11 protein-coding genes (1 of these 11 only partly in view) are annotated in these 13,608 nt (G+C 44.7%); 10 read left to right on the top strand and 1 reads right to left on the bottom strand.

Features of this window, described 5'->3' with window-relative positions; all coding sequences use genetic code 11:
* Positions 1-4 precede the first annotated feature (4 nt).
* The 10 genes from M1J35_RS21275 (at position 5) to M1J35_RS21230 (ending at position 13,115) form a co-directional block, all read left to right on the top strand.
* Positions 5-1,378: a sucrose-specific PTS transporter subunit IIBC gene (locus M1J35_RS21275; RefSeq protein WP_254652220.1), complete on the top strand. Its 1,374-nt coding sequence runs from the start codon at positions 5-7 to the stop codon at positions 1,376-1,378.
* An 86-nt stretch (positions 1,379-1,464) separates the two neighbouring features.
* Positions 1,465-2,421, top strand: coding sequence for an aminoimidazole riboside kinase (locus tag M1J35_RS21270; protein WP_254652219.1), 957 nt, complete (start codon positions 1,465-1,467; stop codon positions 2,419-2,421).
* Complete coding sequence (locus M1J35_RS21265; protein ID WP_254652218.1) at positions 2,421-3,878, top strand: glycoside hydrolase family 32 protein; 1,458 nt, start codon at positions 2,421-2,423, stop codon at positions 3,876-3,878. Before M1J35_RS21270 ends, M1J35_RS21265 begins: the two co-directional genes overlap by 1 nt.
* Before the next feature lie 94 nt (positions 3,879-3,972).
* Positions 3,973-4,794 (top strand): Cof-type HAD-IIB family hydrolase, encoded by an 822-nt coding sequence (locus M1J35_RS21260; RefSeq protein ID WP_254652217.1) that lies wholly within the window; start codon positions 3,973-3,975, stop codon positions 4,792-4,794.
* Between the two features lie 94 nt (positions 4,795-4,888).
* Complete coding sequence (locus M1J35_RS21255; RefSeq protein WP_254652216.1) at positions 4,889-5,806, top strand: ABC transporter permease subunit; 918 nt, start codon at positions 4,889-4,891, stop codon at positions 5,804-5,806.
* Between the two features lies 1 nt (position 5,807).
* Positions 5,808-6,818, top strand: coding sequence for an ABC transporter permease (locus M1J35_RS21250; RefSeq protein WP_254652215.1), 1,011 nt, complete (start codon positions 5,808-5,810; stop codon positions 6,816-6,818).
* A gap of 416 nt (positions 6,819-7,234) precedes the next feature.
* The gene (locus tag M1J35_RS21245) at positions 7,235-9,214 is read left to right on the top strand and encodes a lipoteichoic acid synthase (RefSeq protein ID WP_224522090.1); all 1,980 of its coding nucleotides are present in this window, start codon (positions 7,235-7,237) and stop codon (positions 9,212-9,214) included.
* A 357-nt stretch (positions 9,215-9,571) separates the two neighbouring features.
* Positions 9,572-10,324 carry a DeoR/GlpR family DNA-binding transcription regulator gene (locus M1J35_RS21240; protein WP_254652214.1) on the top strand — a complete coding sequence of 251 codons (753 nt, stop codon included), beginning with the start codon at positions 9,572-9,574 and terminating at the stop codon, positions 10,322-10,324.
* Entirely contained in the window at positions 10,321-11,232 is a 912-nt protein-coding gene (gene pfkB, locus M1J35_RS21235; protein ID WP_254652213.1) for a 1-phosphofructokinase, read from the top strand. The genes M1J35_RS21240 and pfkB overlap by 4 nt, the downstream gene beginning before the upstream one ends.
* Before the next feature lie 14 nt (positions 11,233-11,246).
* Positions 11,247-13,115, top strand: a complete 1,869-nt coding sequence (locus M1J35_RS21230) for a PTS fructose transporter subunit IIABC (protein ID WP_254652212.1) — start codon at positions 11,247-11,249, stop codon at positions 13,113-13,115.
* A 50-nt stretch (positions 13,116-13,165) separates the two neighbouring features.
* Here the strand turns inward: M1J35_RS21230 and M1J35_RS21225 are convergent, their stop codons facing one another.
* On the bottom strand, positions 13,166-13,608 hold the 3' portion of the coding sequence (locus M1J35_RS21225; protein ID WP_254652211.1) for an MgtC/SapB family protein. 250 nt of this gene lie beyond the right edge of the window; the window shows 443 of its 693 coding nt (coding positions 251-693); its start codon lies beyond the right edge, outside the window — the gene reads right to left on this strand; it ends in the stop codon at positions 13,166-13,168.

Here is a 13,608-nt window from a genome sequence, read left to right as displayed (position 1 = left end):
CTTAATGAATTATCGTGAAGTGGCTGAAAAGCTTGTCCCTTTATTGGGCGGTAAAAATAATGTAGTGAGTGCTACACATTGTGCGACGCGGCTGCGTCTCGTCATTGATGACGAAACTCAGATAGACAAGAGTGCCATCGAAGAATTGGATGGAGTGAAAGGGGCATTTTCAAGCTCCGGACAGTTCCAAATCATCTTCGGGACTGGGAATGTAAACAAAGTATTTGAACATTTTGCACCGCTTGTCGGGGCAACAATGGATGATAAGTCACCAACGGGTGAGACACACAGTGATGCAGCGAAACGGAAGATGAACCCGTTTGCCCGCTTTGCCCGTACACTTTCCAATATATTTGTTCCAATCATCCCGGCCATCGTAGCGGCTGGTATGTTGATGGGGTTACTTGGATTGATGAAAACGTATGAATGGGTCGATCCTGAAAGCGGTCTATTCGTCATGCTCGATATGTTTTCTTCTGCAGCGTTTATTATTCTACCGATCCTGATCGGGATGAGTGCTGCGAAGGAATTTGGCGCAAATGGTTATTTAGGTGCGGTCATCGGGGGAATTATGACCCACCCGGCATTATTGAATCCTTGGGGTCTTGCTGACGCACAGCCCTCCACACTTGATTTCTTCGGATTCGGGGTTGAAATGCTCGGCTATCAGGGAACAGTCATTCCAGTATTATTGACGGTTTACGTCATGGCAAAGGTAGAAAAGGGATTACGCAAAGTGGTGCCAAATACGATAGATTTGTTGGTGACACCATTCTTAACGGTCATCTTTACAGGATTCACCGCCCTGCTTGTCGTGGGTCCGCTAGGCAGAATCCTTGGTAATGGTATTACGACGGTTCTGGATGTTGTTTATAATACAGCCGGACCAATCGCGGGACTTATCTTCGGAGGACTGTATTCAACCATTGTATTGACAGGTGTTCATCACAGCTTCCATGCCATCGAGGCTGAGCTGTTATCGAACATCGGAGGGAACTATTTGCTTCCGATATGGGCCATGGCCAACGTTGCACAGGGTGGGGCGACACTTGCTGTTTTCTTCAGGACGAAAAACAAGAAAACGAAGGAAATCGCTGTACCTGCAGCGGTATCTGCTTTTCTTGGAATTACAGAACCGGCTATCTTCGGAGTGAATTTAAAGCATCGTCGACCCTTTATCGGTGCGGCAATAGGTGGTGCGCTTGGTGGCGCGTACGTCGTATTCACCCATGTGATGGCGAATGGAATCGGCCTCACCGGTATTCCGATGTTTGCGATTGCCCAGGATCCTCTAAATTATGGAATTGGCTTTGTCATCGCTGTAGCAGGCGCCTTCATTGCAACCTTATTGCTTGGTTGGAAGGAAGAAACAAAATAAAAAAATCATTTTCCTTATCAGTCACGTGACTGATAAGGATTTGCTATATTTAAAGAAAACCTATATGAAACAAGGAGGAATCCCCTATGAAACAGGGAATTATTTCACTGGGAGAAGCATTGATAGACTTCATCCCGTTAGACAAAAACAATAGTACCTATCAAAAAAGTCCCGGAGGAGCTCCCGCAAATGTGTCGGTAGGACTCGCAAGATTGGGTGCAAGGTCTACTTTCCTGGGGAAAGTGGGAGACGATGTATTAGGGAGGTTCCTTCATGAAACCCTCCGGGAATATGGAGTGAGTACCAATCAAATGCTGCTGACTTCTGACGTTCGTACGGGTGTCGTGTTTGTAACGAATGGAGAAGGCGGGGAGCGCAGCTTCGACTTTTATATCGACCCGAGTGCTGACCGGTTCCTCCAAGTGAGTGATATAGATGAAGAAGATTTCATTTCCCATAAGATCCTTCACTTCGGTTCCATCTCCATGATCAGCTCGCCGGCGAAGGAAGCAACGCATCATGCGGTGAAGGTAGCGAAAGAGAATGGTTTATTGGTGTCGTATGATCCGAATTTACGATTGGGTTTATGGGATTCTGAAGAAAACGCCAGGGCAATGATCAAGAGCATGCTTTCTGAAGCGGACGTCGTGAAAATCTCTGAGGAAGAACTCGAATTCATTACAGGAGAAAAAGAGATCGAAGCCGGGATCAGGAAGCTGACATCCTACCATATCCCATTTTTAATCATTACGATGGGAGCAGAAGGAAGTTATGTGTGCATTGGTGATGATCGACAATATGTTCCGGCCATGAAGGTGAAAGCGGTGGACACCACAGGAGCCGGTGATGCGTTCGTATCAGGGATTCTATACTCACTACATGAATATCAGGGAAGGATAGAGTCACTCTCTATCGAAGAAGCAGCGGAGATGGCCAGGTTTGCTGCCGTGTCAGGGGCACTTACCGCCTCCACCAAAGGAGCGATGACGGCCCTTCCCTCCCTGGAGGAAGTCAGCCTTCATCTGAAAAAGGGGGAAGTGTGATGCCGAGGGATGAACAGCTGCGAAAAGCAGCCTATGAAGAAATGGAAAAGCATAAGGATGTGGTAAAGAAAGATCCATACCGCCTCCATTATCACCTTATGCCTCCAGTTGGCTTATTAAATGATCCAAACGGGTTCATCCAATTCAAAGGCACCTATCATGTGTACTATCAATGGATGCCCTTCAAGACAGGACACGGGGCAAAGTTCTGGGGTCATTACTCTTCCAGCGATTTAATCAATTGGACCCATGAAGAAATCGCCCTCACCCCATCAGAATGGTATGAAAAAAACGGCTGTTACTCAGGCAGCGCCATCGAACACGACGGTAAAATCTATGCCTACTATACAGGGAATGTAAAGGACGAAAGAGGGAACCGCGAATCTTATCAGTGCCTGGCGATTTCAGAAGACAGCCTTCATTTTGACAAACAGGGACCTGTCGTTCATCTGCCCGATGGATTTACTGCCCATTTCCGCGATCCGAAAGTGTGGGAACAGGATGGATCCTTTTTTATGGTGGTCGGTGCCCAGACACGGGAATTAAAAGGTGCTGTCGCATTGTTCCAATCAGAGGACCTGGTGAAGTGGGACTATCAAGGTGTCCTCACAGGTGGAGGGGAAGGCAGGCTTGCTGACTTCGGTTATATGTATGAATGTCCAGATCTGTTTCCGCTGGGAGACCAAGACATCCTTATTTTTTCTCCTCAAGGAGTAAATGCATCAGGGATGAAGTATCAGAATGTTTATCAGGCAGGATATGTGGCCGGACAATTCGATTCAGCAACAGGTACATTTGAACATGGGGAGTTTGAAGAGTTGGACAGGGGGTTCGACTTCTATGCACCGCAAACGACATTGGACGACAAAGGCAGACGTATCCTGTTTGCATGGATGAGCGTACCGGATCAGAACGAACAGGAGCATCCCACCATTGAACATAAATGGCTTCATACCATGACGATCCCTCGTGAGCTGAAATGTGTGGACGGAAAGGTAAGGCAGATGCCTCTTGAAGAAATGCAGGATTTAAGAGTCGGAACAGGGATCGGGCAGAGGGTGGAATTAAATAAAGAAACCCGCGAACTCGATGGGGTGAAGGGAAAAGCCTTTGAGTTGGAAGTGAGTGATCTTTCTATTATTGAAGGCTGGTTTGATTTTACGGTCGGAGATGGAATCAGATTTGTTTATTCTTCAGGGGAACAGACCGTGACTCTTGAGCGTAAAAGCTTTGTGAATGGAGTGGTAGAGAAGCGTCAATGCTCAGTGAAGACGTTACATTCACTAAGGCTATTTGTGGATACGTCTTCCATTGAAGTATTCGTCAATGAAGGAGAGGAAACATTTACAGCCCGATTCTACCCATCACCAAGCAATGATACGGTCCGATTTGAAACGTCACATCAGGCTGTTTTTACCATTAGAAAATGGGATCTGAAACATGTAAACTTGAAATAGACGGCCAATCTGGCGGTCTATTTTCTTTTTCAATATGTAGGTAAATGTTATAGTAAGATAATATAAAAATGGATTTCCTGAAAGGATGTTCTTTATGAGCTATAAAATGATTGTACTTGATTTAGATGATACATTATTACGGAATGACCAAACGATTTCAAAACGTACGAAAGACGCTCTCATACAGGCACAGGAAGCCGGAGTGAAAGTCGTCCTTGCATCTGGGCGTCCAACCCAGGGAATGCGATGGGTAGCGGAAGAATTGAAACTTGATCATTACGGAAGCTACATCCTACCTTTCAATGGATCGAAAATCATTGATTGCAAGACAAATGAAGAGAAATACAGCCGAACTCTTACAGCTGAAACGGCTCATTCCTTATATGATATAAGTAAGCGTGAAGATGTAGGTATTCTGACTTATGCAGAAGATGCCATTATAGTAGAAGAAACGAATCCATTCGCTTCCATAGAAAGTGACCTGACTGGCCTGCCGGTGAAGGTCGTTCCGGATTTTAAGGAAGCGATCACGGGCCCGGTCGTGAAAGCTCTTATGTTGAAAGAAGCCGATCATTTGGCGGAAGTGGAGAAAAAGCTCCAAGCCGAGCTTGATGGTGAACTAAGCGTGATGCGATCGAAGCCATTCTTCCTGGAATTCACCCAGCTGGGTGTCACAAAGGGAGCCAGCCTCGACTATCTGATCAAACCAATGGGAATCAAGCCCGAGGAAGTCATTGCCATCGGGGACAGCTACAATGATCTGACCATGATTGAATTTGCCGGCCTCGGAGTCGCCATGGGTAACGCCCCGGATGACATTAAGGAGAAGGCGGATTACGTTGCAGCTTCCAATATGGAGGACGGAGTAGCAGAAGTGGTCGAAACATTTGTGTTGAATGAACTGTCCAAAATCTGATTGTGAAAGGACCGGAGTCCATTTAGTGGACTCCGGTCTTTATTTTTGCCTGCTTGAAAATAAAAGGGAAAAAATGTATAAAACCTTCCGATCTATGATACTATTAAAAGTAACATCGAAAACGGGGGACAGAGAGTTGAAATTTATAGGTGGTATTGTAGTGAAATTCCTATTATCGATCATAGGAATCGTTTTTATAGGCGGCCTGCCCGTACTGCTTTCGGGTATTGGCGAGCGGGAATTGAGATTGCAGGCGTATTGGCAATCGGTAAAAGAAATCGTATATGCCCTGTTTCATGCCGGGGATTTAACATATAAGGTAATCGGTTTAGAGCAGGAACGCAGCCTGTTTCCTTATTTATGGGAGCCGATCATCTATTCACTCATCATTTTATTTTCCGCATTTCTTCTCGCAAGTTTCTTAAGCATTCTCCTCACGATCTTCACCATGCTGTTTTCACAGAAAAAACGAAATCGAATCAAATTCTTCCTATATTTATTCGAATCAATACCGGATGTGCTGGTCATCTTGCTTTCTCAGCTTCTTGTCCTCTTTCTTTATAAGCAGACGGGCATTTTATTTTTTGAAATTGCTTCCGTGGCGACAGAAAAGGCATATCTTCTTCCCATCCTTGTGTTGGCGATATTGCCTACGGTCCAGCTGTTTCGGATTTCAATCCTTTCATTTGAAAGGGAAGAAGGAAAAGACTATGTGACACTTGCTCAATCAATCGGTTTGGGGAAACTGGTGATCTTAACCTTCCATATATTAAGGAATGCCATCATCTCCGTTTTTTTTCAATCGAAGAAAACGGTGTGGTTCATGCTTTCCAATTTGTTCGTCCTGGAGCTTTTGTTCAATATCGCCGGGATTACCCGTTTCCTGAAGTCGACGTTACAGCCGAAGATGTTTACGATCGCCATTCTTTCGATTTTCATTCCTCTGTTTGTTTTTTATACGGTGGGAGAAATGATTCTCTCTAAAAAAGCCAACAAGGGGGAGGAAATTTAATATGAAAAAAAGCGTATGGAAAAATCCGTTCTTTCTTATTGGATTAACCTTTATTTTTGTGATGATTGCTTCAAGCTTCTTGTATTCGTTTATATGGGGGAACGAAGTCAGAAGGCTGTATTTTATCTCTGTAGAAGGAGTCGTCGTGGAATCTTCGCCTATTTCACCGAAGTGGTTATTTCCATTCGGGACCGATGCCCAGGGCCTTGACATGCTCGGTAAAATCATCATCGGGGCAAAATATACCATCTTAACGGCCTTTGTGATTGCTTTCTTACGGGTATTTTTATCGGTTCCCCTCGGTTTGATACTGGGAACCTTCCTGATGAAGTACAAGAAGTACATCAATGGCTGGGTCGATTCCTTCCACTACATCCCTTTGACGATTCTTGCGTATTTTTTGCTGGAGCCGGTCCTTTGGGAACCGTTCGAAGGATTTTCCACTTCCATCGTGGAGCGGTTCGTCATCGAAATTCTCATATTAACCTTCCTTATCGTCCCGATCCTGTCTGCGCTTCTTGGAAATGAAGTGTCTTTAGTGTACAAGCAGGAATTCATTTTGAGTGCGAAAACACTGGGGGCAGGGAAGTGGAGGATCATCTTTAAGCATATCTTACCTTCCATGAAAGAAAAGCTCGTGATTTTACTGGGGCAGCAATTCATGCAAACGCTCGTCATTTTCATACATCTTGGGCTGCTCACCTTATTCCTGGGTGGGACGGACGTGGACTATCAGATGGTACATGACCCTCCAAGATCGATTACGTATGAATGGTCCGGTCTGATAGGCGATTCCTTCCGCTATCTACAAGGGTCACCGTGGATCCCGTTGACGCCGATCCTATTTTTTTCCGCGACGATGCTATCGGTTTCGTTCATGATAGAAGGATATGTCCAGGCAACGAGCGGACAATCCTACTATAAAAAGAAATTCAAAGCGGCCTACCGCCAGGTGAAGGAAAACAAAGTGAAAGGGCTCGATAAGTCCGATTTTCAAAAGGTAAATATGTAAGGGTGGAGCATAATAAAGGAGAAGACACCTGACTTACTGGGAATAATTTCATTAGATATTGATGTTTTACGTAAAGATATATGGGGAATTAGTTTACACTGAGTAAACAAAACGCGGATAATTTTAACAATGGTAGTATATTCAACCACAAGAGTGGGAATATATGGGCCGTTCACTTCTTGTTCAAAATTCCTCAACCCTTGTCTGATATGGATTCCACACCGCAATCAGCGGTGATTGTCGAATCCCCATGAAATATTTTTGATACAATTACCGCAAATTGTTATACACATGAAATCAATTTTTGTTATAATACTCGTTGTTGATTCGAATGGATTTACATTCGCTTAACAATTCCTTAATCAAATGATGCTCATAAGTGCTACAAATTAAATACAATAAAAAGGTGATGAAGTATGAACTTCTTTAAAAGACAGTTTGAAGATATGCGCACTGGGAAGTTATCGTTCTTCTTTACAGTCGTCGTATTATTTTGGATCAAGACCTACGCGGTATATTTAGCTGAATTTAATCTCGGAATACAAAATGCGCTTCAGCATTTTCTTTTATTTCTTAACCCATTAAGTTCAGCGCTCCTATTCTTTGCTCTCGCATTATTCTGGAAAGGCAAGGGACGGTATATTGCATTCATCGTCATCAACTTCCTGATGTCCTTTGTCCTGTATGCGAACGTCGTGTACTATCGTTTCTTTAATGACTTCATTACAGTCCCGGTATTATTTCAGGCGAAGACGAATAACGGACTTGGCGGAAGTGCACTGGAACTATTGAGTCCTATCGATATCCTGTACTTCTCTGACCTGTTCATTATCATCGGACTGATGATCATGAAGAAAGTGAAGCCACAGGAAAAATTACGCTTCCGTTCAGTATTCGCGGTCATGACATCGGCAGTCCTTGTATTCTTACTGAACCTTGGTCTTGCAGAGATCGACCGTCCGGAACTATTGACACGAAGCTTTGACCGTAACTATCTTGTGAAGTATCTTGGTACTCACAACTTCACGATTTATGATGTGATCCAGAACTCTAAGACATCTGCCAAGCGTGCCCTGGCAGACAGCAATGAAGTATCAGAAGTAGAGAACTATGTAAAAGCAAATAAAGTGGATCCGAACCCTGAGTATTTCGGTAAAGCAAAAGGGAAAAACGTCATTTATGTATCGATGGAATCCCTGCAAAACTTTGTAATAGGGAAAGAAATCGATGGTCAAGAGGTAACACCATTCCTTAACTCCCTAGTGGAAAAAGAAGATGCGATCTATTTCGATAACTTCTTCCACCAGACGGGTCAAGGGAAGACATCCGATGCCGAGTTCATCATGGAAAATGGATTATTCGGTTTACCTCAGGGTGCCGTCTACATGACGAACGCCAATAACACGTTACAATCAGCACCTGGAATCTTAAAAGGTGAAGGATATACTTCAGCTGCGTTCCACGGAAACTATAAAACGTTCTGGAACCGTTCTGAAATGTATCGTACGATGGGTTATGATGAGTTCTACGATGCAACGTATTATGATATGAGTAAACCTGAAGAGCAGCTTCCTTACGGATTAAAGGATAAGCCGTTCTTCAAAGAGTCCATGCCGATGCTTAAAGAATTACCACAGCCGTTCTATACGAAATTCATTTCACTATCGAACCACTTCCCGTTCGATCGTCATGAAAATGATACAGACTTCGAACCGGGCCAATTTGGCGATGGTGTAGTGAACCGTTATTTCCAAACGGCCAACTATATGGATTCTGCATTGGAACAATTCTTTAATGATCTGAAAGAAAGTGGACTATATGATGATACCGTCATCGTCCTTTACGGTGATCACTATGGTATCTCAGAAAACCACAATAGAGCCATGGAACAAGTCACAGGCGAAGAAATCACAGATTTCAAAAATGCACAGCTTCAACGCGTTCCTTTATTCATCATTGCTCCAGGAGTAAAAGGTGAAGTCAACCACACATACGGTGGTCAAGTGGATGTACGTGAAACACTATTCAACCTTCTTGGTGTGGATAACAAGGACTACATCAGTTTCGGTCAGGACTTATTGTCCAAAGATCGTAAACAGATCGTTCCTTTCCGTAATGGAGACGTCATCACACCTGAATACTCTGATATCAAAGGAGTATGTTATAATAACGAAACGGGTCAACCTGTAGAAGAAGGAAGCAACGCATGTGAAGAAGCTTCTAAAGAAGCTACGAAACGTCTTGAGCTTTCAGATAAAGTAGTCTATGAAGACTTACTTCGTTTCTACAAGCCAGAAGGCTATAAGCAAATCGATCGTTCAGATTATCAATATATAAACCCGAATCCGAAAAGTGCAGAAAATCCTGAAGCTTCTCAGGAAGAGTCTCACGAGTAATTCGGGAATATTAAGCCAGTCCTTTCACCATGATGGTGAGGGGGCTGGCTTTTTTTGTTGTGGGTAGGGGTTGTAAGTTCAGCTGCTGATTATGTCGGGGAAATCAGCAGCTGAAAAGAGGAAGGGTTTCAACAGGAGAAAATACCGATGATTTTGCCTGTCAAATATATAACCGATTTTGACAGGTAAATATAAAAGCTGATTCAACAGGCAAACCCACCCTGGGCTAGCCAACTGATGCTCATTTATGAATGAAATATGATTGATTGTGATTGTTTTTGATTAAAAATGATTGATTTTTGTAACCGTTCTCATTATAATAAAGGTAACAAACGATCGGAGAAAGTAGGAGAGACCATGTTAACCGAGGAACGTCATCGAGTTATATTAAACTTATTGAAGGAGAAGGGTGCGATTAAGATCCAGGATATCGTGGATGCAACGAATGCCTCAGAGTCAACGATTCGCAGGGACTTAACACAGCTTGAACAGGAAAAATTCCTGAAACGGGTCCATGGCGGAGCATCGAAGCTGCAAGGGAAATTGAAGGAATTGAGCGTTTCTGAAAAATCATCCAAAAGCCTTCATGAAAAACAAATAATCGGCCAATACGCAGCCTCTCTTGTGGAAGATGGGGATTGCATCTATCTGGATGCCGGTACGACGACCTTGAGTCTGATCGATCATCTTCCTGAAAAAGACATTGTCGTCGTCACGAATGGATTGACCCATGTGGAAGCCCTGCTTCAGAAAGGGATTAAGACGTATATGATCGGTGGGTACGTCAAGCCCGTTACGAGAGCGATGGTCGGCAGTGGGGCACTGGATGCCATTCGTCAATACCGGTTTGATAAAGCGTTTATGGGAGCAAACGGCGTTCATGCACAATATGGTTTCACGACGCCTGATCCGGAAGAGGCCCAGGTGAAGCGCATGGCCATAGAGTTATCAAGAGAAGCGATGTTTCTTGCCGACGATTCGAAATTTGGAGAGATTGCTTTCAGTAAAATAGTCGATCTCGACAAGGCGATGATCATAACGAACAATTTGGATGAAGAACATGATACGGCGATGAAGAATCAAACTACGATAAAGGTTGTGACAGCATGATTTATACATTAACACTGAACCCCTCTGTGGATTACATTATGGAACTGGACTCATTCCATAAAGGCGGTCTTAACCGGAGCAGTGCAGAAAGTGCCTTTCCAGGGGGAAAGGGGATCAATGTCTCCCGCGTTTTACACCTATTGAATGTGGATAGTGTGGCTCTCGGATTTGCAGGGGGATATACGGGAGAGTACATTAAACAATTTTTGAATCAAGAGGATATCAGGACAGAGTTTGTCGAGGTAGAGGAAGCCTCTCGCATAAACGTCAAGGTGAAGGCGGATGATGAGACCGAAATAAACGGGAGCGGGCCATCCATCAATGAAGAGCATACACGGGAGCTGCTCGATCAAATATCTTCCTTGTCGGCAGATGACATGATTGTTCTTGCAGGAAGCATACCTGGTTCGGTTCCGAAAACATTTTATCAGGAGATTGCCGTACGATGTCAAAAACAAGGGACGAAAGTGATCATCGATGCTGAGAAAAAATTGATCGAACCGGTCCTGCCCTTAGAGCCTTTCCTCATCAAGCCGAATCATCATGAGCTCGGGGAAATGTTTGATGTAGAGATCGACTCTATCGAAAAAGCAGTCCATTACGGAAAGAAACTCAAGGATACCGGAGTTGAAAACGTCATGGTGTCCATGGCTGAAAAAGGTGCACTTCTCCTGACTGAAGATGAAGTGTTTTATTCCTCTGTACCTAAGGGGGAATTGAAAAGCTCGGTCGGTGCAGGGGATTCAACGGTCGCAGGATTCCTTGCCGGCCTGTCGAGGGGATGGAGCGTGAAGGATTCGTTCCGCTTGGGTACCTCAGCCGGATCGGCGACAGCCTATTCCATTGGTCTCTGTTCTTCTGAACACGTGGAAAGATTATTCGAAGACATTCAGATTACAAACATATAGAGGGGGAATTCAAAATGAGAATAACGGAATTACTGACAAAGAATACGATTCAGCTCCATGTGTCTTCTCATTCGAAAAACGGAGTCATAGACGAGTTGGTATCCGTTTTGGATCAAAGTGGTAAATTGCAGGACCGTGATGAATTCAAGAAAGCAATCCTTAATCGGGAAGCACAGAGTACAACGGGGATCGGGGAAGGGATTGCGATTCCCCATGCGAAAACATCCGCTGTGAAATCACCTGCAATTGCGTTCGGAAAATCAGAAGCGGGTGTTGACTATGAATCTCTTGATGGCGAACCAGCTCATTTGTTCTTCATGATTGCCGCGACTGAAGGGGCGAATCAAACCCATTTAGAAGCACTCAGTCGCCTGTCGTCCATGCTGATGGATGTGGACGTCCGGAAAGCACTGTTGAACGCAGGTACGGAAGAAGAGGTTTTGGAAATCATTAATGCCCATGATGGTGAGGAAGAAGAGACAACGGTTGAAACGTCTGCTCCGGGTGGGAAAATCCTTGCTGTAACGGCATGTCCCACAGGGATCGCTCATACGTATATGGCAGCCGACGCTTTAAAGGCTAAGGCGAAAACGATGGATGTGAACCTGAAGGTAGAGACGAATGGTTCAGGAGGGGCGAAGAACGTCCTGACACAAGAGGACATTGAAAGTGCCATAGCCATCATTGTCGCAGCTGACACAAAAGTGGAAATGAACCGGTTCGAAGGAAAACACGTCATCGAAGTCCCAGTGGCCGAAGCGATCAGGCGTCCTGAAGAACTATTGAATCAAGCTATGACACAGGATGCCCCGGTATATAAAGGGGGAGAGCAGGAGAAAGATTCCGACAAGGGCTCTGAGAAAAAGCAAAAATCAGGGTTCTATAAGCATCTCATGAATGGTGTATCCAACATGCTTCCATTCGTGGTAGGGGGAGGGATCCTGATTGCCATCTCATTCTTATTCGGCATCCAGTCAGCGAACCCTGATTCTCCCGAGTATAATGAGTTTGCAGCGATCTTGAATACGATCGGTGGAGGCAATGCCTTTTACCTGATGGTTCCAGTCCTTGCAGGATTCATTGCCATGAGTATTGCCGACAGACCGGGATTTGCCCCTGGTATGGTGGGCGGATTGATTGCGGCAACGGGTCAAAGTGGATTCTTAGGCGGAATCATTGCCGGTTTCTTAGCCGGTTATGTCGTACTTGGAATCAAACGTTTAACGAAGAATTTCCCTTCCGCACTGGAAGGAATCAAGCCGGTACTCATTTATCCGTTGCTTGGTATTTTTATCACAGGTGTGATCATGCTTCAATTCCTGGTTGAACCTCTGAGTGCAGTCAATACAGGCATACAGAACTGGCTTGACGGGCTGGGAACAGGGAACTTGATATTGCTCGGGTTGATCCTGGGTGGAATGATGGCTGTCGACATGGGAGGTCCCATCAATAAAGCTGCCTTCACATTCGGTATCGCCATGATAGAAGGCGGTAACCTGGCTCCCCATGCGGCCATCATGGCAGGAGGGATGGTTCCTCCATTAGGACTCGCCATGGCTACAACCTTATTTAAGAAGAAGTTCAATGACAATGAGCGAAAAGCAGGTATAGCAGCTTACTTTATGGGCGCTTCCTTTATCACAGAAGGTGCGATTCCATTTGCAGCAGCGGATCCATTCCGTGTGATTCCTTCGATTGTGACAGGATCGGCGATCGCAGGGGCGCTGACCATGTTCTTCGGGATCGGTTTACCAGCACCTCATGGAGGATTATTCGTCTTCCCTGTAGTGGAAGGAAATCCGTTCTTATATCTACTGGCGGTTCTGATCGGCTCCGTCATCACAGCGCTGATGGTAGGCTTCTTGAAGAAACCAGTAAAATAGAGAAGGACAAATAAAAGAACGAGGGGATTTTCCCTCGTTCTTTCTTGCGTTTATAAGCTCTCAATCTCTACATCCTTGATTCCTTCTATCTCTGAAATGGTGTAGTAAATGTCTACCGTCTTTTTCCTGAAATCGACAATGATCTTTAATTCTAATAGATGGTGCTGATTCTTTAAGTCTTTGATCCGGATATTTTCAATAGTGATTTCTTCGGCTTTGATTTTCTCAATGATCGTCTTGATCTCCTTCTTCTCGGCTATCGTGGCGCGAAGGGACAATTCTTTTTCCCTCAAACGTTTTGGGCCTAAGTAAGTAATGATGACCGGGACCACTTCAACGGATACGATCAAAAGGATGACCACTGCAGTTGCTTCGAAATAAAAGCCTGCACCGACGGCTATCCCTATTCCTGCCGCCCCCCAAATCATCGCGGCAGTGGTCAAACCTGAAATACTATCGTTTCCTTTGCGAAGGATGACACCTGCTCCGAGGA

It is taken from the genome of Rossellomorea sp. KS-H15a (assembly GCF_024195245.1).
In the GTDB taxonomy this organism is placed as follows: domain Bacteria; phylum Bacillota; class Bacilli; order Bacillales; family Bacillaceae_B; genus Rossellomorea; species Rossellomorea vietnamensis.
The sequence above is the reverse complement of the archived record's forward strand: the minus strand, read 5'-3'. Positions and strand labels throughout refer to the sequence as shown.

What these genes read in the sequence shown, in the direction of transcription:
- M1J35_RS21275 (WP_254652220.1), top strand. Translation starts at nt 5, where the DNA reads ATGAATTATCGTGAAGTGGCTGAAAAGCTTGTCCCTTTATTGGGCGGT.
- M1J35_RS21270 (WP_254652219.1), top strand. Translation starts at nt 1,465, where the DNA reads ATGAAACAGGGAATTATTTCACTGGGAGAAGCATTGATAGACTTCATC.
- M1J35_RS21265 (WP_254652218.1), top strand. Translation starts at nt 2,421, where the DNA reads ATGCCGAGGGATGAACAGCTGCGAAAAGCAGCCTATGAAGAAATGGAA.
- M1J35_RS21260 (WP_254652217.1), top strand. Translation starts at nt 3,973, where the DNA reads ATGAGCTATAAAATGATTGTACTTGATTTAGATGATACATTATTACGG.
- M1J35_RS21255 (WP_254652216.1), top strand. Translation starts at nt 4,889, where the DNA reads ATGATACTATTAAAAGTAACATCGAAAACGGGGGACAGAGAGTTGAAA.
- M1J35_RS21250 (WP_254652215.1), top strand. Translation starts at nt 5,808, where the DNA reads ATGAAAAAAAGCGTATGGAAAAATCCGTTCTTTCTTATTGGATTAACC.
- M1J35_RS21245 (WP_224522090.1), top strand. Translation starts at nt 7,235, where the DNA reads ATGAACTTCTTTAAAAGACAGTTTGAAGATATGCGCACTGGGAAGTTA.
- M1J35_RS21240 (WP_254652214.1), top strand. Translation starts at nt 9,572, where the DNA reads ATGTTAACCGAGGAACGTCATCGAGTTATATTAAACTTATTGAAGGAG.
- pfkB (WP_254652213.1), top strand. Translation starts at nt 10,321, where the DNA reads ATGATTTATACATTAACACTGAACCCCTCTGTGGATTACATTATGGAA.
- M1J35_RS21230 (WP_254652212.1), top strand. Translation starts at nt 11,247, where the DNA reads ATGAGAATAACGGAATTACTGACAAAGAATACGATTCAGCTCCATGTG.